Raw genomic sequence first — 19,674 nt, forward strand, 5'->3', positions numbered from 1 at the left:
ATGGAAATCAAGAATCTGGTAACCGAGACACGTAATCCTGCAACAATGCATATTGATACAATGTCAACTATTGAAATGGTTAAGACAATCAATGGTGAAGACCAAAAGGTTGCTAAAGCAGTAGGTACTCAAGTTGAACCGATTGCTAAGGCAATTGATGAGGCAGCTAAACGTTATCAGCGTGGTGGTCGCTTAGTCTACGTTGGTGCAGGGACTAGCGGCCGGCTTGGCGTTTTAGATGCTGCTGAATTAGTGCCGACTTATGGTATTAAGCCTGAGAGAGCTGTTGGCTTAATTGCTGGTGGTCAAGAAGCAATGTATCACGCTGTTGAGGGAGCTGAAGATTCAGCTGAACTGGGCAAGCAAGATTTGCAGCAGCTGAATTTAACTGCAACTGATACAGTTATTGGCTTAGCGGCTAGCGGTAGAACACCGTACGTGGTTGGCTGTTTAGATTATGCTAAAGAAGTTGGTGCTCTTGGAGTTGCGATTGCTTGTGTTCCTGATTCCGTGATTGGTCACCATGCTGACATTGTCATTGAGACAGTTGTTGGTCCCGAGGTTATCACTGGATCAACGCGAATGAAGTCTGGGACAGCGCAAAAGATGATTTTGAACATGCTGTCAACTGGTGTAATGATTCGGCAGGGAAAAGTTTACCAAAATGTCATGATTGACGTGCAGCCGACTAATTCTAAGCTGGTCGATCGTGCGTGCCGGATTATTAATGTTACTACTGGTGCTTCAGCTGCTGAAGCGTTGGCGACTTTAAAGAAAACAGATAATAATGTCTCTTTAGCGATTGTCATGATTAAGACAGGAACTGATAAGGTTGAGGCTGCTGAATTATTAGCCGCGCATCATGGCAATGTTGGTCAAGTTTTACAAAACAAATAATAAAAAAGTTTTATCTTTCAATTAAGGTAAAACTTTTTTTATCGAATGCCGTGATTAACTAATATCTACAAAATGATAAGAATTTGCCAAATTAAGCGCTATTCTAATTTTAGAGACTTGAATGTTGTGGATTAAAGTTGAATAATAAAGTATGGATAGTCACTTTTTCAGACAACTTTTGGTAAAATAATAAGTTGTTAGCATGTTTTTACGGAGGAAATTATGTCTTATAAAGACAATATGATGTTGTTTGCCCTTAATTCGAATGTTCCACTTGCTGAAAAAATTGCTGAGCGCGTTGGTGTACCACTCAGTAAGTCAAGTGTTCAACGTTTTAGTGACGGTGAGATTCAAATTAATATTGATGAATCTGTTCGTGGCAAAGATGTTTATTTGATTCAATCAACGAGTGCGCCAGTCAATGATAATTTGATGGAGCTGTTGATTATGATTGATGCCGTTCGCCGGGCTAGTGCACAGACGATTAATATCGTTATGCCTTATTACGGTTACGCACGTCAAGACCGTAAAACTCGTCCACGGGAACCAATTACAGCCAAGTTAGTTGCTGATATGCTGCAAGTAGCAGGAGCAACAAGAGTATTGTCGCTCGACCTACATGCACCACAAATTCAAGGCTTCTTTGATATCCCAGTTGATAACTTGATGGGTGCACCACTCTTAGCTGATTACTTCTTAAGCAATCACTTGGAGAAGGATGCAGTTGTTGTTTCACCTGACCACGGTGGTGTTACACGAGCACGAAAGTTAGCCGAATTTTTGGGTACGCCAATTGCAATTGTTGATAAACGGCGTCCACGTGCCAATGTTGCTGAAGTAATGAACATTATTGGTAACGTTAAAGGTAAGCGTGCAATCATCATTGATGATATGATTGATACTGCTGGAACTATTACCTTAGCAGCGCAAGCATTAATTGATGCTGGTGCAACTGAGGTTTACGCCAGTGCTACTCATGCCGTTTTATCAGGTCCAGCTATTAAACGGTTGAATGACTCACCAATTAAGAACTTAGTCTTGACTGATTCAATCAATCAACCAGTTGAAAAGAAGTTAGATAAGACATTATTAGTTTCAGTTGGACCATTGATGGGGGATGCTATTAAGTGTATTCAACGTCATGAACCACTGAGTCCCTTGTTTAATACAAGATACCAAGAAAATAAATAAAATTAAAACAGCCTGTTTGCAGTTAGCGTCAGGCTGTTTTTGCTTGTCTAAAATTTATCTTAGCTGCCTTAAAAACTTATTTTACTTATCTTAAATAGTAATTCATAATAATTGAATATAGTTCAAGGAGGCAGTGCTGATGTCCTATGAGAATGTTGTAAATTACTTTAAGAAGTATCAACTGGAAAACCGCATTCATGTTTTTGAAGAGTCGACGGCAACTGTTGCTGAAGCAGCTGCTGTTTTAAATGTTGACCCTAATCAGATTGCTAAGACAATGGCTTTTACGCTTAAAACCGGACCAATCGTGGTCGTAACTGAGGGTGGTGCGCGAATTGCTAATGCCAAATATAAGGCTGTCTTTGGGCAAAAGGCGAAGATGATTAAGTTTGCTGAATTAGAGGAGGCAATCGGTCATCCAGCTGGTGGTGTTTGTCCGTTTGCGCTTAAGCCGGGAGTCAAAGTTTATCTTGATGAGAGTTTGAAAAAACATGACATAATATATCCGGCAGCTGGGTTACCTAATTCGGCAATTAAGTTGACGTTGACGGAACTAGAACAATACACGCAGCCATGTAAATGGGTGGATGTGACCAAATAAAAAACTGAGCCATTAAGGCTCAGCTTTCATCTTTCTATTCGGTAGTTCTTTTTGGGCGTCTTAAATAGCGCAATTCGCCATTCCTAATGTAACGCTGAAATTGTTCATATAAAGGATCAAAGATTTGTGGTTCATCACTAATTGATAGCATTGTTTTTGGGAAGAAGAAACGCTCGTCACCCTGAATAGTGCCGTTTAATGCGCGAACTAGCGGACTTAATTGTGATAATTCAATAAGTTGACCGTCATCCTGCATAATTTCAATTTGACTGTTGGCGTTTTTGCCGGATGGCTTATAAGCATCATAGGGTTCATCAAACGCGGAATTGGTAGCTGTGTAATAAGTGGGGTCAAATCCAGCTTGCTTAATTAAGTCTTTTAATTTGGGCAGTAGATTTTTGGTTTCGTGATTAATGCGAACACTTGCTAACGGTTTGCGGTAAAGGTAGCGGTTAGCAAGATCAGCTAAAATCGGGTCACCAGACTTGGTCCACATCGAGAAGTTGGTTTCCATTACGCCGTCATCTAATTTTAAATAATCATCGAGTGTCCAACTGCCGGCTAAAAAACGGGCTAAACTAGGTGTTACTTGTAAATTACCTTGTTGATAAATCGTCTTAGCACGCTCGAGCAGATGCTGCAATAAAACTTCCATTGAGCGACCGACCCGGTGGAAGTAAACTTGCTGGTACATCTGATAGCGTGAGGCGATGTAATCTTCAACGGCATGCATCCCGCCCATAGTAAAGCAAATGCCATCTTGGTAAGGTCTAATTTCTTGTAAAATTCGTGATAAATCAAATTCGCCGTATGTGACACCGGTAAAGTAAGCATCCCGTTCGAGATAATCCATGCGGTCGGCATCTGCTTGACTGGAGATCATTTTTACTACTTGTGGGTTAGGGTAAGTCTTGGCAATGACACTGGCAACTAGTTCTGGAAAGTTAGGCGCAACCTGCTTTAATACCTGATTGATTTCGGTATTAGAATCGGTAATAATCTTTTGACCTATCTTTTCGTGGTTAGTATTAAATAAGTGCTCAAAAGTATGCGAATAAGGTCCATGACCGATGTCGTGCAGCATCCCAGCACATTCTACTAGTAAGCGATTGTTATCGTCCCAGAGCCCGTCTCCTGGACGTTGAGTGGGGTACTTTTTAGCAAAAATGTCACAAATTCGTCTGGTTAATTCATAAACGCCTAAATTATGTTCAAAACGAGTATGAGTTGCTCCGGGGAAGACGAAAGCGGTTGGCCCCAGCTGCTTAATCCGCCGCATGCGCTGAAATTCTTTGGTTTTTAACAGGTCAAGAACAACCTGATCTTCAATGTGGATATAACCGTGGACGGGGTCACGCAGTACCACTTCTTTGGCTAATTTTTTACTATTAAATTCTGCCATTACAAAATTCCTCAAGCTTGACTATTAATTTTTGGGTAAATATCATTTAGAATAGTTTTAACTAACTAAATTATAGCAAAAATTAGGCGATGTTTTAAGAATAGATGGGGTTTTAGCAGGATGGCTAAAGTAGCGGTGACGTTTACAAGTACAATTAGGCAGGAGCAAGAGACAGAATCATTTACCAAAAAAGCAGTGGGTGAACTAAGACAAGATGGTGCAGTAACCCGGGTTTCTTATCTTGAAGATGACAAGATTCCGGTTAAAATCTTGATTAAGACTGGCGACGTGATTATTCGCCGCCAGCCTGACGAGCAAAATTATTCGCAGCTGCACTTTCGTTTGGGCGAGCAGCAAGCCTGCCGGTATGTTGCCGCGGGTTACCAGATGGATTTAACCAGTACCACCAACCAAATTAAATTTTTCTCTAAAAAAGACGGTTCCCGAGAACTTCGAATTGAATATGACCTCTTTAGTGGTCTATACTTAGTAGGTAATTATACTGTCACGTTGATTTTTACTTAAACGCCTAGTAAAATAATAAAGATTGGTAAAAGAGAGGAATGCAATTGTGGGATTAAACGACTTTAAAGACAAAAATCGTAACGAACTATCAATGATTGAAGTTGCTCGCGCAATTTTAGAAGATAATAATAAGAGAATGGCTTTTGCCGATATAGTAAATGCCGTACAGAAGTTCTTAGGTGAAAGTGACGAAGAAATTCGTGAACGCTTGCCGCAATTTTATACGGATATGAACACTAATGGTGAATTCATCTCAATGGGTGAAAATGTTTGGGCATTAAGATCATGGTTCCCATACGAATCTGTTGATGAAGAGGTTAACCACCCAGAAGATGAGGATGAGGAAGATACTCGTTCACACCATAAAAAGGTTAATGCCTTCTTGGCTAGCGCAACTGGTAGTGATGATATTATTGACTACGATAACGATGATCCAGAAGACGAAGACTTAGATGCCACTGCCGCTGATGATACTGACGACTTTGGTGATGACGATGATGACTTTGGTGCTACCACTGATGACGATGAAGAAGAATTGCCAGATGGTATCGAAGGTCAATTATCAGAACTTGATGATGACGAAGATGAAGACGAGGAAGAAGAATAATTTTCTTGACTTCTTTGGTCAAAATAGATAGTATTTTATTTGGGCACCTTATGTGCGTTTATGCTCCCTTTGTTGGGAGCTTTTTTATTTATTAATTATTTTTCTGGATATTATTTAAGAAGGAGTTTGGCTAATGACAAAATATATCTTCGTTACTGGTGGCGTTGTTTCATCCCTTGGTAAGGGAATAACCGCTTCAAGTCTCGGACGTCTGCTTAAGAACCGTGGTTTGAAAGTAACCATGCAAAAATTCGATCCCTACATCAATATTGACCCGGGAACAATGAACCCATACCAACACGGTGAGGTTTTTGTTACCGATGATGGTACAGAAGCCGACCTTGACTTAGGTCACTACGAACGAATTGTAGATGTGCGCACTAGCAAGTATTCCAATGTTACAACTGGTAAGATCTACAAGGAAGTTTTGGAAAAAGAACGTCGTGGTGACTACCATGGTGCAACAGTCCAAGTAATTCCACATATTACCGATATGATTAAGGAAAAGATCATGCGTGCCGGAATTACCACTGATTCAGACGTTGTTATTTCCGAAATCGGTGGAACAGTTGGCGATATTGAGTCAACACCATTCATGGAAGCAATTCGCCAAATGCGTCGTGAAGTTGGCGAAGACAATGTCATGTATATTCACTGTACATTAGTGCCATACTTGCATGCTGCTAAGGAAATGAAGACTAAGCCAACTCAACATTCAGTAGCTGAATTGCGTAGTATTGGAATTCAGCCTAATATGCTAGTTTTACGTGCTGAAATGCCAATTGACCAAGAACACAAGGATAAGATTTCTAACTTTACCGATGTTCCAGTTGACCGGATTATCGAATCAATTAATGCACCTTCATTATTTGACTTGCCGCTTGATTTCCAAAAGCAAGGCATGGACCAAAAGGTATGTGACTTCTTACATCTCGACAGCCCTAAACAAGAAGCTGATATGGAAGAATGGAAGAAGCTCGACGAACGTGCTAAGAATTTGAAGTACACAACTAAGATTACATTGGTTGGTAAGTACGTTGAACTTGAAGATGCTTATATTTCAGTGACTGATGCTTTACAACATGCTGGTTACCTTTACAACACTAAGATTGAAGTTGACAAGGTTCAAGCTGAAGATGTAACTGAAGATAACATTGCTGACTTCATGAAGGATTCAGACGGCTTAATTGTTCCTGGTGGTTTTGGCAGCCGCGGTTATGAAGGAATGATTACGGCAATTAAGTACGCTCGTGAAAATGACATCCCATTCCTTGGTGTTTGTCTGGGAATGCAATTAACTACAATTGAGTTTGCCCGCAATGTTTTAGGAATTAAAGATGCTAATACTGGTGAAGTAACACCTAATGGTAAGCATAACGTAATTGATATTATGGCTGACAAGCGTGATGAAGAAAACATTGGTGGGACATTGCGTTTAGGTCTGTATCCAGCTGCCTTGAAGAAGGGCACTAAGACTGCTGCTGCTTACGACAACCAAGATGTCATTCAAGAACGTCACCGTCACCGTTACGAATTTAACAATGAGTATCGTGAAGCCTTTGAAAAGGCCGGTATGACGATTGCTGGGGTTTCACCAGATAATCATTTGGTTGAAGTTGTTGAAGTTACTAAGAACAAATTCTTTGTCGCTGCTCAATACCACCCAGAATTTTTGAGTAGACCACAAAGACCAGAAGGACTTTACCAAGCATTCATTGGTGCTGCCAGTGGTTTGCCAGCAGAAAAATTTTAATCGGTTTGAATAATACAAAAATCTGATTTTTGAACAGAGAAGACAGAGGTCTTCTCTTGTTTTTTCTGTAAAATTCCTTTAACATTATTATGATTAATCAAAATAGAAAAGGATTTTTTCGCCAATGAAGCAAATGATAATTCATGGTGGAAAGCCCCTACAGGGTGATGTCTGGATTGGTGGCGCCAAAAATTCAACGGTGGCACTGATTCCAGCATCGATTTTGTCGCGTACACCGGTAACTTTGGAAGGTGTTCCAAGGATTGCTGACGTCGACAACTTAATGGATTTATTGAGTGAAATGGATGTTGTGAGTGATTTTCACGAAACAACATTGCACATTAACCCAGTAAACATTAAGATGAGCCCATTACCAAGCGGTAAGATCAAGAGCTTGCGCGCCTCATATTATTTTATGGGCGCGTTACTTGGTCGTTTTGGTAAGGCTGTTGTGGGCTTCCCGGGTGGGGATGACATTGGGCCGCGTCCCATCGACCAGCATATTAAGGGCTTTGAAGCCTTAGGCGCATGTGTAAAAAATGAAAATGATCAAATAACAATTAAGTCTCCTGAAAGTGGACTGCATGGTGCAACAATTCACCTGAAGATGCCATCAGTAGGGGCAACGATGAATATTATTATGGCTAGTGTGACTGCGCATGGTCAAACGGTAATTGATAATGCCGCTAAAGAACCTGAAATTATTGATTTAGCAACTTTTCTCAATAATATGGGGGCTATTATTCGCGGTGCTGGGACAGACACAATTCGAATTGAAGGGGTCGAGCAATTGCGCGCGCAAACGCCGCATACAATTATTCCGGATCGAATTGAAGCTGGTACCTATATATCACTGGCTGGCTGTCTAGGTAATGGTATTCGCATTCATAATATTATTGAGGAACACCTTGATTCATACCTGGCTAAGGTTGAAGAAATGGGTGTAGTCATCGATGCAGATGAAGATTCCCTATTTGTTTATCCAGCTGGTGAACTCAGAATGACGCAGATTAAGACGGCAGCTTATCCAGGATTTGCAACAGACTTGCAGCAGCCGGTAACCCCGCTCTTATTAACAGCTAAAAACGGTGAAGGTGTTATTATCGATCGCATTTATCCAAAGCGAATTGGTCACATTGAGCAATTGCGTAAGATGGGTGCTGATATTAAAGCCGAGGATGATATTATTTTAGTTCATCCAACCGAGCATTTGCATGGAGCAACAGTGGCTGCTGGCGAAATTCGTGCCGGCGCTTGTCTGATGATTGCTGGTTTAATGGCTGATGGAACAACTGTTATTAATAATGCGGGCAATATCTTACGTGGTTATGACCGTGTTCAAGAAAAACTTCGCTTGCTTGGTGCTGATGTCACCATTCAAGATGTACCAGAAAAATAAGTTAATCAAAAGAGCTTGAAGCAATTTGCTTCAAGCTTTTTTGTTCAAAAAAGCAGCAGAGTAATTACTCTGCTGCTTAGTTAAATTGTTAAATAATTAGTCAAGTAGATCATACTTCAAGGTCATTAAGCTGTGACCTTCGTCAACCATGTTGCCAAGGAGTTCAATCGTATTATTGTACACTTGGTCAGCCATCTTTTGGTTAGCTTGATCTAATAAGTCAGTTAATTCCTGACCAGACAAATCTTTGGCCTTCTTGTCAGTTTCATGTTGAATCATGTGACATTCAGACTGCGATTTTTGTTCAAAGTCAGTTTCTAATTCGCCGTAAACTTTAAAGTTAGTATCGCCGAGTTGAGCGGTTAACTTGTTCAACCAGAAAATCTTGTTTAAGTCGAACTTAGCACCAGTTTGGTAGCTAGCAGGAGTGGTTGAAATGTTAGTGTAGAATGGTACCATGCAGTTGAAGCTGTTTGGCCCAAAGGCAAGCCATTGCACGCCGGCAATTTCTGCAGGAACGTCATTTCTGACTTGCAAAATATGAGTTTCAAAGTTACGGTTAAGTGCGATTGACCGGAAAGTTTTCTTTTCAGCATCTGTTCCAGTACCATAAGGGTCGTAAGGCGTGTCTTGGTAGTGGGAGCTTTCAACCCATTCAATATCTTCGATACTAATCTTACGGTTAGCATGACAGATAAATGGTTGGTCTTGGTCGCCTGGCTTACCGCCAAATTCAGGATCAAAGTAGTTGTGAACAAACCATGCGCGTGGGTTGTTGTAATGGGCATCCTTAATAGTTGAGCTGCCAAAGATGTGCCGCATGTTATAGCCTTCACGGTCAGGGTTCAAGTGGTATCCAGCGATTAAGTCCTCTAAGTCGTTTGAGGCCATGAAGCCTTCTTGACCAAAGTGGAATTCGTCAATGTTTAAGCGGTTAGGGGCAATTACGTAGGCATCGTCGGGAATCCGGCGTGCGATCCAATGGTGACCGCCAATAGTTTCGAGGTACCAGATCTCATCCTTGTCGGCAAAAGCCATGCCGTTCATTTCGTAAGTACCGTATTTTTCGAGTAAGTAACTGACACGCTTAACACCGTCAAGTGCTGAATGCAGGTATGGTAAAGTCAAAGTGACAAAGTCTTCTTCGCCAAGGCCGCCTTCTGCAGTCAATGGGTCGATTCCTTGAATCCGGGAATTGGTGGTAATTGTTTCGGTAGCAGTCATGGCAACGTTATCGGAATTAATTCCGGCAGCTGCCCAAATGCCGCTTTCACCAGAGACGTCAGGAGCGCTGGTATAACGTAATGGGTTAGCCAACAGGTCTTCATCATCAATCTTTTGGTGGCTGATGACACTTTCGTAGTGCTTAGGTTGCTTGTCTGGTGTAATAACTTCAAATCCTTCAGGGATAATGGTTCTGCCGCCATCTTCGCTACGTGCGATCATGGTTGAGCCATCAAGTGAAGCATTTTTACCAACTAAAATTGTGGTACATTCTGTTTGTTTCATAAATAAGTCCTTTCTGTTTGCTTTACCTACTATTGTATTAAAAGTAAGGGCTGTCTGGCAATCTAAATAAGTTCAAATTAATAATTAGTGGTATTTTGATAAGCAAAGAAGGTATTAATTAGACAACAGATGCTAATAAAAATTTGATATGTTTATTAACATCTTAAGCAAATTTGTGTTAAAATAAGGAAAACCTAGAGAAATCCAAGTCATTTTCTCAAAAATAAAAGCATTACTAACTTGTACTTAGTAATGCTTTTTGTTATTCAGAAGGAATAACACTATCACTTATGGTCACTGCCATGATTGCGAATAAAGTGTGATATTAACTTTAGTAGTTGTTCAAAAGACCATACGGCCAATTTTTGAACAAGAGCAATCATGAAAACCTTAATAATCCAAGCCATCTTCTCACCTCCCTTCCTGGTGAAACAGGAGGGTTGACAGTGACAATTAATTATAGCAAATAATGTAATATAAAATAAATAGCGTATAGTAAATAAAAGGTGCAAGTAAGCTGAAGCCTGGGAAATTTTGTAAATAAAGATAATGTTAACAACTTAAGCAAATCTGTGCTAGAATATAGATACGCGAAAATAAGCCAGTACATTTTCTCAAAAATAAAAGCATTACTAAGTAGAAGTTAGTAATGCTTTTTGTTATTCAGAAAGAATAACACTATCACTTATGGTCACTGCCATGATTGCGAATAAAGTGTGATATTAACTTTAGTATTTGTTCAAAAGACCATACGGCCAATTTTTGAATAAGTGCAATCACAAACGCTTTAATAAACCAGTTCATTTTCTCACCTCCCTTCCTGGTGAGACAGGAGGGCTGGCAGTGACAATTAATTATAGTAAATAATGCAGTATAAAATAAATAGTGTATAGTAAATAAAAGCTGCAGGTAGTTAAAATCTGGGAAATCTTGTAAATAACGATAAAGTTAACAACTTAAGTAATCTGTGCTAAAATATAAGCATACCAGAAAAATGAATTTGTTTTCTCAAAGCAAAATAAAAAGCATTACTAAATGGAACTTAGTAATGCTTTTTTTGCTACTAAAGAGCAGATATATCACTTCTTGTCACCACCATGGTTGCGAATAAAGTGTGATATTAACTTTATTATTTCTTCAAAGGACCATGTGGCCAATTTTTGAATAAAAGCAACCACAAAAGCCATGAAAAATGAATTCATTTTCTCACCTCCCTTCTGGTAAGACAGGAGGGCTGGCAGTGACAATTAATTATAACAAATAATGTAATTAAAAATAAATAGCGTATAGTAAATAAAAGGAGCCACTTCAATTTGAAGCAGCTCCTTTTTAGGTGCAGGTAAGTATTTTCAAGGGCAAGAAAACGTACTTACATAATAGAAGATTATTGTTTAACAGCTTTTCCTTTAAGCAGCAAGTTGAGAATAGTCGCCGATAGGCTGGTAATCACAATTCCGTTAGATAGGAATAATTGGATCGTTGCCGGCAAATTCTGGAAAATCTGCGGGTAAATGGTAACCCCGAGACCTAAGCCGATTGAGATGGCAATAATTAAAATGTTGTTATTGTTATTCAAATCAACCTTAGTTAAGGTTTTCATACCCTGAACGGCAATCATACTGAACATCACAAGCATTGCACCACCTAAAACGGGAGTAGGGATAATGGTAACAAGCGCGCCAATCTTAGGCAGCAGTCCCATTGCCATCAATAACCCTGCCGCCCAATAAATTGGCCGTTTGGTCTTAATTCCCGATAGTTGCAACAGACCAACATTTTGCGAAAAAGTAGTGTATGGAAAGGCGTTAAATAAACCGCCGAAGATTTGCGCTAATCCTTCAGCACGATAACCCTTTTTGAGGTCTTCTTCAGTGACGTTATGGTGGATTAAATCGCCGGTCGCAAAGAAGACGCCAGTGGATTCAACCATGGAAACCAGCGCAATAATCATCATCGTCAGGCTTGATGACCATTCAAAGTGTGGCACACCAAAGTAAAACAATTGTGGCAAGTGGAACCATGAAGCTTGCAGAACGGGTTCAAAGGAAACTAGTCCCATGCAGGCCGCAAGCAGCGTACCGACAATTAACCCGACTAATACGGAAATTGAATGTAAAAATCCTTTTGCCCAAATTTCTAAGGCTAAAATAACCACCAAGGTTACAAATGCTAAAAGTAAATTTTGACCACTGCCAAAATCTTTGGCGCTGCTATTGCCTCCGCCCATGTTTTGAATGGCAACAGGAATTAAGGTCAGACCAATCGTTGTAATTAGCGTGCCCGTGACGACTGGCGGGAAGAACTTCTTGATTTTGGCAAAGATACCAGCAATTAGAATCACAAAAATCCCAGCGGCAATAATTGCGCCATACATATCATTGATTGAGAATTTCTTGCCAATCATTTGCAAAGGAGCAACAGCTTGAACGGCACAACCTAGAATAACGGGAAAGCCAATCCCAAAAAACTTGTTGCTTATCAATTGCAGGAGCGTGGCAAGACCACACATAAAAATGTCGATGGAAACAAGATAAGTCATCTGTCCGGCATTAAAGTTTAACGCACTGCCGATTAATAATGGCACGGCTACGGCGCCAGAATACATGGCTAAGAGATGCTGGAGTCCAAGGATTGCTGCTTTTTGGTGACTAACTTCCTGTTTGGGCATTATTCTTCACCTGCAAAGTGGATTTCGCCATCAGCTAGGCTAGTGATATTTGCCAGAGTTTCTAAACGGTAATTGTGGTCATTAATCCAATCGCTGCCGCCTTGGAAAGTTTTGGCAACGACAACACCAACGCCGGCAATTTTAGCGTGAGCCTGCTCGGCAATATTAATCATGCCCTTAACGGCTTCGCCATGAGCTAAAAAGTCGTCGATAATTAGTAGCGTGTCATCTTCATGCAGGAATTTTTGTTCAACACAGATTTTGTTAGTGACTTTTTTGGTATAAGAAAAAACGTCAGCCCAGTAGACCGCATCGTTAAGTGTTGACGGCTTTTTCTTGCGGGCAAAAATCATGGGCACACGCAATTCAAACGCCGCCATAATGCCGGGTGCAATGCCGGAAGCCTCACAAGTTAAGACCTTGGTAATGCCACTATCTTGAAAGCGGCGGGCAAATTCCTGTCCGCAGGCAATCATCAATTCTGGATCAACTTGATGATTCAAGAACGAGTTGATTTTCAGGACATTTCCAGGTAAAACCTCACCATCACGTCTAATGCGATCTTCTAGTAACTTCACGTTTTCCTCCTTGAAAAAAATAGGGACCTTTTCTACCAAGACTATGGTAAAAGAGGTCCCTAAAAGGGGTCAGTGTGACCGCTAAAAGTTGCTGCTTAATCCATAGTTCAGAATTTTGGTTCTGAGTAGAAACTGTCGACCTGATTACGACAATATATAGATTAATATTTATGTATTGAATGAATTCTAACAGAGTTAGGCAGGGCATGCAAGAATAAACTTTATTTTAAAAACGAATTATTTTTTGCATATATAGGATATAATTCGTTTTTAAAAATATTTTGGAAAGAAAATGGTTGACCGCAATCATAATTCCTAGTATGGTTTAACTAATTTACAGTATAGCTTTACAAAGGATTTGGGGATGGCCGTGAAGAAGAATATCAGTGACTTTGATGAAATTATTGTTTTAGATTTTGGCAGTCAATATAATCAATTAATAACGCGCCGGCTGCGCGATTTTGGTATTTATTCAGAATTATTGCCGCACGATATTAGTATGGCAGAAATTAAAAGGATTAATCCTAAGGGGATTATCTTTTCTGGTGGACCAAACAGTATTTACGCTGAAGATGCGCTAAAAGTTGATCCTGAAATTTTTAAGTTGGGGATTCCTATTTTGGGAATTTGTTACGGGATGCAGCTGATGTCGTACTACTTGGGCGGCAAGGTTGAGCCGGCAAATAATTCGGAATATGGCCGCGCCGACATCAAGGTTGAGGATCCAAGTGCTGTTTTGTTTAGTGACTTGCCAGAAGATGAGTATGTCTGGATGAGCCACGGTGATTTGGTTACACAGGCGCCCGATGGCTTTGCAACGGTTGCTTCAAGTAAGAATTGTCCAATTTCCGCAATTGCTAATAATTCGGCTAAATTTTACGGTATTCAGTTCCATGCCGAGGTGCGCAATACGCAGTATGGTCTTGATATCTTGAAAAACTTTGCTTTCAAGGTTTGCGGAGCTAAGGCTGATTGGTCAATGACCGACTTTATTGAACTGAAAATTGCCGATATTCGTGCCGAAGTTGGCGATAAAAAAGTGATTCTGGGACTGTCTGGCGGTGTTGATTCTAGTGTGACCGCGACGCTACTCCACAAGGCAATCGGCGACCAAATGACCGCAATTTTTGTAAATCATGGCATGTTGCGCAAAAACGAGGGCGACGAGGTAATGGCAGCTCTTAGCCGCGACTTAGGGGTGAATATCGTTCGCGTTAACGCTAAAGATCGCTTCTTAAATAAGCTTAAAGGTGTTACTGATCCTGAACAAAAGCGCAAAATCATCGGTAAGGAGTTCATTGAGGTCTTCAATGAGGAAGCCCAAAAAATTCCTGACGCTGACTTTTTGGCTCAGGGAACTTTGTACACTGATGTGATTGAGAGTGGAACTAATACCGCGCAAACAATCAAGTCACACCATAATGTCGGCGGCTTGCCAGAAGATATGCACTTTAAATTGATCGAGCCATTGCGCAAGTTATTTAAGGACGAGGTGCGTGAATTAGGTGAAAAATTAGGTATTCCGCATGACCTAGTTTGGCGGCAACCATTTCCTGGTCCAGGACTCGGCATTCGCGTTTTGGGTGAAGTGACAGAAGACAAGCTGGCATTGGTACGCGAGAGTGATGCTATTTTGCGGGACGAAATTAAAAAAGCTGGACTGCAAGAAAAGGTCTGGCAATACTTTACTGTTCTACCAGGCATTAAGTCCGTTGGTGTAATGGGTGATGGTCGAACTTATGACTATACAATTGGCATTCGGGCTGTAACTTCAATTGATGGCATGACGGCGGATTTTGCCCATCTGCCATGGGATGTCTTACAAAAGATTTCTACCCGCATTGTTGATGAGGTACCGAACATTAATCGCGTGGTCTACGATGTCACGAGTAAGCCGCCTTCAACGATTGAATGGGAATAATTTTTAAATAGCTAAAGCCACTAATGAGATTAAGTTCATTAGTGGCTTATTTGTTGTAATATTAATAATTTTGTTGAGAAAAAAGTAAACTTATTTAAATAATTGTTGACTTTTTTAATTTACGATAATATTATATGAAATATAATATAGAGAGGAGAAACAATATGGCAATTCAAATACCAACACGACTACTTGATGGTGCAGTTCTTGCGTTTTTAAAAGATGAAGATCTGTATGGGTATGCGTTGACACAGAAGGTCCAAGGTACTTTCGATATCTCTGAATCAACAATCTATCCTGTGTTAAGACGATTAAAGAAGAACGGCTATCTAACAACTTACGATCAGCCATATCAGGGTCGGAATCGTCGCTATTATCAGTTGACGGAAACAGGTTTGACCTTATTAGCAGCTGTGCAAGAAGAATGGCTAAACTTTAGCACGAAGGTTAATCAAATATTGGGAGAGAAAAATGGAACAAATAATTAATGACTACATTTTGGAAGTAGAAGAAAATTTGTCATCCTTGCCTCTTGGAGATCGCAAGGATGTGTTGGAATTTTACCGTGAATTCTTGTTAGATGGTGATTTTCAAAATCGGGCTGCAATTGAAAAAGAATTAGGCACACCACAACAATTGGCACGTAAAATTGTGGCTGATTACGTAATTAACGATCAACCTGAGACTGGGACAACTGCTGCGACTGAAGATACGGCATCTTCTTCGCAGAGCTTGCACACAATTTGGCGCATTTTTGTTGGTATTTGTGCGATTCCAACGGGAATAATTATCGGAATTACATTAACGGCAATTTTTCTTGGATTATTCTGTGCCTTCATTGGGATTCTGCTTGGTTTCATCGGTTTGGCTTTAGGTCTTTTGGTCGGCGGTGTGGTCGGAATTGTTATTGGTTTGAACTTACTATTTGTGAGTTCTTGGGCTGCAGGCTGCTTTTATTTAGGTGCCGGTCTAATAATTCTTAGTATTTGCCTGTTTATCGTCCCAGCGATTATCCAAACTGTCCGTTTTTTAGCTGCTAAATGCGCACAATTTGCACGCTTTTTGGGCAAAAAAATCTTTAAAAAACGTTACTATCAAACTAAAACTGATAAGGAGGTTAAATGATGAAACGATTTTATAAAATAGGAGCTGCAGCGTTAATAATTGGGTTGATTTTAACGATTGCCGGTTATATTAATGGTGGTTTGCAGCCAGTCGTGGGGACAGACTTAACCAACTTTCAGGTGCTTGATGCCAAAACCTTTTCACATGAACGGACTTTACCTTACAAGAAATTTAGTCAGGTTGAATTGAATACTGGTGAAGTCGATTATCGGATTCATCGCGGCAATAAGTATCAAATTAAGGTGATTGATACTAAAGAACATTCGCTTATAGTTAGCAAAGTAAAAGACAAAATAGTAATAGGTCAACGTCATCAAACCTATCCAATTACTATTGATTGGAAGTTTTATAAACAACATCCGGAAGTTGAAATTACGGTACCGTCTAAGACAGCCTTAACTAAGATTGAGGATAATAATACGCAAGGAAGTTTAAAAGTAGCGGATTTAAATTTGCAAAAATTAGTAGTCGGTATTGCTGATTACAATGAACAAGATGACTTACAGCTGCATAATTTGCAGGTAAAACAAGCGCAAATTAGTACTAATATGTCTGATATGGATATTGATAATTGTACTTTTGATAAGAGTAATATTAGTTCGGGTTCCGGTTTGTTGGAAATAAATAAGTTAGTTGCAAAAAAGCAAATGATAATTCATGCAATTGGTGGCTTTGAAGCTTATTCATCAGAATTTCATCATGGTAAAATTTATGCTAAGGAAGGCGATGTTACTATAAATAATAGTCAGCTTGACACAACAAAATTTTCTATCAAAGATGGAGGTTTGCATATGTCTCGTGATAAATTTATTGGTAAAAATAATCTTAAACAGAGTTCATTAATGATAAAACACAGTCCAACAAATGTTAACTATGACCTGGTTGCGCCAAGAGAAGGATGGATTACTTTCCGTGGTAAGAGAATTCAGCGTAATTTTGCTAATTACACTAGTTTTACTAAGAAAGTAGCTAAGCCAGTAGGAACAATTAAAGCTGAATCTAGCGATGAGAGTATCATTATTAAATAGTAAAAAAGGCTAAAAACTTGATGTTTTTAGCCTTTTTATTTAATTTTGTTTTTTCTCTACCCACAGATACACTGGCCAGCCAGTTAAAGTTAACAAAATACCAATAACTGCCAAAACAGGCTGAGTTAAGGTAGTGTTAATCACAATAAACAAGGCGCCAATGATGGCAAGGATTGGCGGCCAGGGAAATAGGGGAACCTTGTATGGTCTCATTAATTCTGGCTGTTTTTGACGCAGGATAAAGACACCAACAAATAATAGAATTGAAAAAATCCACGAAACATAAACTAGCATGTCAGTTAAGCTGTCAAAGGTGCCAGAAAAAATCATGATGGCCGCAATTGCACATTCAAAAAGCATGCTATTAGTCGGAACGATGGTTTTACGGTTTAACTTAGCAAAAAAGCCCGCGGCCGGTAATTTATTTTGCTTACCTAAGATGTAAGGCATTCTGGAACCGACCATGAGGTGACCGTTAATTGAACCAAAGACGGATACTAAGATGCCAATACTGATAATTAACCCGCCTAAATTACCAAATAATCTTTGAGCAGTAAGTAGTGCAGCTCCCTGATTACCCACAATTTTAGACCACGGAGTAATTCTAAGGTAGCTCCAATTAAGTAGGGTATAAATGATAGTGACACCAAATACCCCCCAAGTAATCGCCCGGGACAAAGTCTTGGCTGGATTTTTAATTTCACCAGCTAAATTTCCAATACTGAGCCAGCCGTCATAAGCAAAAAGGACGGCCAGCAGAGCTTGACCAAAGGCGGTGCTGCTAGCGGCGTTAAAGTGAGGCAGTGATGCACCAGTTAATTGGTTATGGCTGCTACTAAAAATGGCAAAGATAATGATTGCGGCAATTGGCAGTAACTTGATAATTAACGCTAGCTTTTGAACTTCACTACTTAATTTAGAGCCAAGCCAATTAACCAGTAGGACAACTGCCATAAGGACGAGTGCCACACCAGTAGTAGAGAAATTGCTAAAACTAGGAATTTGCTTTAATTGAGTTGCGAAGACAATTGCGAGGGCTGCGATATTAGCGGGATAATAAATGATAATTAGTGACCAGCCAAAGAGAAAGGCAATTTTCGGTCCGTAAATTTCTTGTAAGTATTTGACCGGTCCACCGTCTTCTGGGAAAATAGCGGCGAGTTCAGCAACACTTAGACCAGCCATCAGGGTAATAAAACCAGCTAGTGGCCAAACAAGAATACTCAGCCAAGCATTGTGGGTTACTGCCGAAACACTAGCAATTTTGAAAAAGGCACCGCCGCCAATCATGGTGCCCATGACGGTGGCTAATGCGGCGAATAATGTGAGTTGTCTTTTCATAATCAAATCCTTACTAAATTAAAATAACTTCAACATTATAGGTTAAACTAACGCAAAAAACTAAGATTGTGGTTCATGAACATGGTTACAAATTTATTTAGCACGTTTGAAAGCAATTACAAGTATGCTATTATTTTGAAGGAGGCTAATTAGCCAAAGAGACTTTGGCAGTTTATAGAGGAGAGAAAGATGAATAAGGTTACAGTTATCGGCAGTATTAACCTTGATACCAACTTGCGAGTTGCGCGGATGGTTAAGCCGGGGGAAACAATCCATGCAAAAGAACACTATTCTGCTGCTGGCGGTAAGGGTGCCAATCAAGCAGTTGCGGCAGCGCGGTCTGGCTGCATGACGCGGTTTATTGGGGCTGTTGGTGATGATGCACCGGGAACAGAAATGCTGGACTTGCTTAAAGAAGAAGGAATTGATGTTTCAGGAATTGCGACAATTGAGAATGAATCAACGGGTCAAGCCTTTATTTCAGTTGACGATGAAGGGCAAAATTCAATTACGATTTATGCTGGTGCCAATTATGCTTTTGGTGCTGACGAGATTGCGCAAAAGAGTGCATTGATTACAGACAGTGATTTTGTGATTGCTCAATTTGAAACGCCAATTGCGGCAACGATTAAGGGTTTTGAAATTGCTCGCGCTCGCGGAATTAAAACCATTTTAAATCCAGCACCAGCAATGACTGAAATCCCAAGGGGACTACTCCAATTGACTGACATGATTGCACCAAATGAAACTGAAGCGGAAACAATTACTGGGGTGCACGTTGTTGATGAAACTAGCGCCAAACAGGCTGCTGCCAAATTACATGATCTTGGTGTAGCTGCAGTAATTATTACGATTGGTTCCAAGGGTGCCTTTTATGACTTTAATGGTCAAAGTGAGTTGGTTCCTGCCTTTAAGGTTAAAGCTGTTGATACGACTGCTGCCGGTGATACCTTCATCGGTGCGATGTCGAGTTTGTTAAAGCCAGACTTTTCTAATCTGGATGAGGCAATTAGGTTTGCTAACAAGGCATCATCATTAACGGTGCAGCGTTATGGTGCCCAGCCATCAATTCCGTACAAGAAGGAAATCGATCAAGTTAAGTAACTCTTACATAATAGAAAGTGGATTG

At 40.1% G+C, this 19,674-nt stretch carries 19 protein-coding genes and 1 riboswitch; of the genes, 12 read left to right on the top strand and 7 right to left on the bottom strand.

Features of this window, described 5'->3' with window-relative positions; genetic code table 11:
• From murQ to PT281_RS04720, 3 genes are all read left to right on the top strand, one after another.
• Positions 1-897, top strand: a complete 897-nt coding sequence (gene murQ, locus PT281_RS04710; protein WP_277152518.1) for an N-acetylmuramic acid 6-phosphate etherase — start codon at positions 1-3, stop codon at positions 895-897.
• A 222-nt stretch (positions 898-1,119) separates the two neighbouring features.
• Positions 1,120-2,088: a ribose-phosphate diphosphokinase gene (locus tag PT281_RS04715; RefSeq protein ID WP_277152519.1), complete on the top strand. Its 969-nt coding sequence runs from the start codon at positions 1,120-1,122 to the stop codon at positions 2,086-2,088.
• A gap of 139 nt (positions 2,089-2,227) precedes the next feature.
• The gene (locus PT281_RS04720; RefSeq protein ID WP_277152521.1) at positions 2,228-2,689 is read left to right on the top strand and encodes a YbaK/EbsC family protein; all 462 of its coding nucleotides are present in this window, start codon (positions 2,228-2,230) and stop codon (positions 2,687-2,689) included.
• A 34-nt stretch (positions 2,690-2,723) separates the two neighbouring features.
• Here PT281_RS04720 and PT281_RS04725 read toward each other — a convergent pair whose 3' ends face one another.
• Positions 2,724-4,091 carry an HD domain-containing protein gene (locus tag PT281_RS04725; protein WP_277152523.1) on the bottom strand — a complete coding sequence of 456 codons (1,368 nt, stop codon included), beginning with the start codon at positions 4,089-4,091 and terminating at the stop codon, positions 2,724-2,726.
• A 120-nt stretch (positions 4,092-4,211) separates the two neighbouring features.
• Between PT281_RS04725 and PT281_RS04730 the strand changes: the two genes are divergently transcribed.
• From PT281_RS04730 to PT281_RS04745, 4 genes are all read left to right on the top strand, one after another.
• Positions 4,212-4,616 carry a DUF1934 domain-containing protein gene (locus PT281_RS04730; protein WP_277152525.1) on the top strand — a complete coding sequence of 135 codons (405 nt, stop codon included), beginning with the start codon at positions 4,212-4,214 and terminating at the stop codon, positions 4,614-4,616.
• A gap of 46 nt (positions 4,617-4,662) precedes the next feature.
• Positions 4,663-5,223 (top strand): DNA-directed RNA polymerase subunit delta, encoded by a 561-nt coding sequence (gene rpoE, locus PT281_RS04735; RefSeq protein WP_277152527.1) that lies wholly within the window; start codon positions 4,663-4,665, stop codon positions 5,221-5,223.
• A gap of 133 nt (positions 5,224-5,356) precedes the next feature.
• Positions 5,357-6,976 carry a CTP synthase gene (locus tag PT281_RS04740; RefSeq protein ID WP_277152529.1) on the top strand — a complete coding sequence of 540 codons (1,620 nt, stop codon included), beginning with the start codon at positions 5,357-5,359 and terminating at the stop codon, positions 6,974-6,976.
• 124 nt (positions 6,977-7,100) lie between these two features.
• Positions 7,101-8,375: a UDP-N-acetylglucosamine 1-carboxyvinyltransferase gene (locus tag PT281_RS04745; RefSeq protein ID WP_277152531.1), complete on the top strand. Its 1,275-nt coding sequence runs from the start codon at positions 7,101-7,103 to the stop codon at positions 8,373-8,375.
• Positions 8,376-8,471: 96 nt separating this feature from the next.
• On the opposite strand, the gene PT281_RS04750 is transcribed toward PT281_RS04745, so the two are convergent.
• The 5 genes from PT281_RS04750 to PT281_RS04770 all read right to left on the bottom strand — a co-directional run bounded on the left by PT281_RS04750 (position 8,472) and on the right by PT281_RS04770 (position 13,130).
• A complete protein-coding gene (locus tag PT281_RS04750) occupies positions 8,472-9,884 on the bottom strand; it encodes a C69 family dipeptidase (RefSeq protein WP_277152533.1) in 1,413 nt (470 codons plus the stop codon).
• Between the two features lie 284 nt (positions 9,885-10,168).
• Positions 10,169-10,291 (bottom strand): hypothetical protein, encoded by a 123-nt coding sequence (locus PT281_RS04755; protein ID WP_277152535.1) that lies wholly within the window; start codon positions 10,289-10,291, stop codon positions 10,169-10,171.
• A gap of 672 nt (positions 10,292-10,963) precedes the next feature.
• Positions 10,964-11,086 carry a hypothetical protein gene (locus tag PT281_RS04760; protein ID WP_277130507.1) on the bottom strand — a complete coding sequence of 41 codons (123 nt, stop codon included), beginning with the start codon at positions 11,084-11,086 and terminating at the stop codon, positions 10,964-10,966.
• 182 nt (positions 11,087-11,268) lie between these two features.
• A complete protein-coding gene (locus PT281_RS04765) occupies positions 11,269-12,552 on the bottom strand; it encodes a nucleobase:cation symporter-2 family protein (protein WP_277152537.1) in 1,284 nt (427 codons plus the stop codon).
• On the bottom strand, positions 12,552-13,130 hold the full coding sequence (locus PT281_RS04770; protein WP_277152539.1) for a xanthine phosphoribosyltransferase: 579 nt from the start codon (positions 13,128-13,130) through the stop codon (positions 12,552-12,554). The genes PT281_RS04765 and PT281_RS04770 overlap by 1 nt, the downstream gene beginning before the upstream one ends.
• A gap of 83 nt (positions 13,131-13,213) precedes the next feature.
• Positions 13,214-13,310, bottom strand: a riboswitch (purine riboswitch).
• Positions 13,311-13,494: 184 nt separating this feature from the next.
• Here PT281_RS04770 and guaA point away from each other — a divergent pair.
• From guaA to PT281_RS04790, 4 genes are all read left to right on the top strand, one after another.
• Positions 13,495-15,051, top strand: coding sequence for a glutamine-hydrolyzing GMP synthase (gene guaA / locus PT281_RS04775; protein ID WP_280926596.1), 1,557 nt, complete (start codon positions 13,495-13,497; stop codon positions 15,049-15,051).
• A 164-nt stretch (positions 15,052-15,215) separates the two neighbouring features.
• Positions 15,216-15,539, top strand: coding sequence for a PadR family transcriptional regulator (locus PT281_RS04780; protein ID WP_277130514.1), 324 nt, complete (start codon positions 15,216-15,218; stop codon positions 15,537-15,539).
• Positions 15,523-16,176 (top strand): DUF1700 domain-containing protein, encoded by a 654-nt coding sequence (locus PT281_RS04785; protein WP_277152543.1) that lies wholly within the window; start codon positions 15,523-15,525, stop codon positions 16,174-16,176. Before PT281_RS04780 ends, PT281_RS04785 begins: the two co-directional genes overlap by 17 nt.
• Complete coding sequence (locus tag PT281_RS04790) at positions 16,176-17,204, top strand: DUF4097 family beta strand repeat-containing protein (RefSeq protein WP_277152545.1); 1,029 nt, start codon at positions 16,176-16,178, stop codon at positions 17,202-17,204. The genes PT281_RS04785 and PT281_RS04790 overlap by 1 nt, the downstream gene beginning before the upstream one ends.
• 39 nt (positions 17,205-17,243) lie before the next feature.
• Here the strand turns inward: PT281_RS04790 and PT281_RS04795 are convergent, their stop codons facing one another.
• A complete protein-coding gene (locus PT281_RS04795; protein ID WP_277152547.1) occupies positions 17,244-18,545 on the bottom strand; it encodes an amino acid permease in 1,302 nt (433 codons plus the stop codon).
• A gap of 189 nt (positions 18,546-18,734) precedes the next feature.
• On the opposite strand from PT281_RS04795, the gene rbsK reads away from it, so the two are divergent.
• Positions 18,735-19,649, top strand: coding sequence for a ribokinase (gene rbsK / locus PT281_RS04800; RefSeq protein WP_277152549.1), 915 nt, complete (start codon positions 18,735-18,737; stop codon positions 19,647-19,649).
• The last annotated feature ends 25 nt before the right edge of the window (positions 19,650-19,674 follow it).

It is taken from the genome of Lactobacillus sp. ESL0701 (genome assembly GCF_029433445.1).
Taxonomy (GTDB): domain Bacteria; phylum Bacillota; class Bacilli; order Lactobacillales; family Lactobacillaceae; genus Lactobacillus.

Excerpts from the sequence above, each read along its gene's own strand:
- guaA (WP_280926596.1), top strand. The coding sequence starts at position 13,495 with ATGGCCGTGAAGAAGAATATCAGTGACTTTGATGAAATTATTGTTTTA.
- PT281_RS04790 (WP_277152545.1), top strand. The coding sequence starts at position 16,176 with ATGAAACGATTTTATAAAATAGGAGCTGCAGCGTTAATAATTGGGTTG.
- PT281_RS04715 (WP_277152519.1), top strand. The coding sequence starts at position 1,120 with ATGTCTTATAAAGACAATATGATGTTGTTTGCCCTTAATTCGAATGTT.
- PT281_RS04720 (WP_277152521.1), top strand. The coding sequence starts at position 2,228 with ATGTCCTATGAGAATGTTGTAAATTACTTTAAGAAGTATCAACTGGAA.
- murQ (WP_277152518.1), top strand. The coding sequence starts at position 1 with ATGGAAATCAAGAATCTGGTAACCGAGACACGTAATCCTGCAACAATG.
- rbsK (WP_277152549.1), top strand. The coding sequence starts at position 18,735 with ATGAATAAGGTTACAGTTATCGGCAGTATTAACCTTGATACCAACTTG.
- PT281_RS04745 (WP_277152531.1), top strand. The coding sequence starts at position 7,101 with ATGAAGCAAATGATAATTCATGGTGGAAAGCCCCTACAGGGTGATGTC.
- PT281_RS04780 (WP_277130514.1), top strand. The coding sequence starts at position 15,216 with ATGGCAATTCAAATACCAACACGACTACTTGATGGTGCAGTTCTTGCG.
- PT281_RS04750 (WP_277152533.1), bottom strand. The coding sequence starts at position 9,884 with ATGAAACAAACAGAATGTACCACAATTTTAGTTGGTAAAAATGCTTCA.
- PT281_RS04765 (WP_277152537.1), bottom strand. The coding sequence starts at position 12,552 with ATGCCCAAACAGGAAGTTAGTCACCAAAAAGCAGCAATCCTTGGACTC.
- PT281_RS04730 (WP_277152525.1), top strand. The coding sequence starts at position 4,212 with ATGGCTAAAGTAGCGGTGACGTTTACAAGTACAATTAGGCAGGAGCAA.
- PT281_RS04740 (WP_277152529.1), top strand. The coding sequence starts at position 5,357 with ATGACAAAATATATCTTCGTTACTGGTGGCGTTGTTTCATCCCTTGGT.
- PT281_RS04785 (WP_277152543.1), top strand. The coding sequence starts at position 15,523 with ATGGAACAAATAATTAATGACTACATTTTGGAAGTAGAAGAAAATTTG.
- PT281_RS04760 (WP_277130507.1), bottom strand. The coding sequence starts at position 11,086 with ATGAATTCATTTTTCATGGCTTTTGTGGTTGCTTTTATTCAAAAATTG.
- PT281_RS04755 (WP_277152535.1), bottom strand. The coding sequence starts at position 10,291 with ATGGCTTGGATTATTAAGGTTTTCATGATTGCTCTTGTTCAAAAATTG.
- PT281_RS04795 (WP_277152547.1), bottom strand. The coding sequence starts at position 18,545 with ATGAAAAGACAACTCACATTATTCGCCGCATTAGCCACCGTCATGGGC.
- PT281_RS04725 (WP_277152523.1), bottom strand. The coding sequence starts at position 4,091 with ATGGCAGAATTTAATAGTAAAAAATTAGCCAAAGAAGTGGTACTGCGT.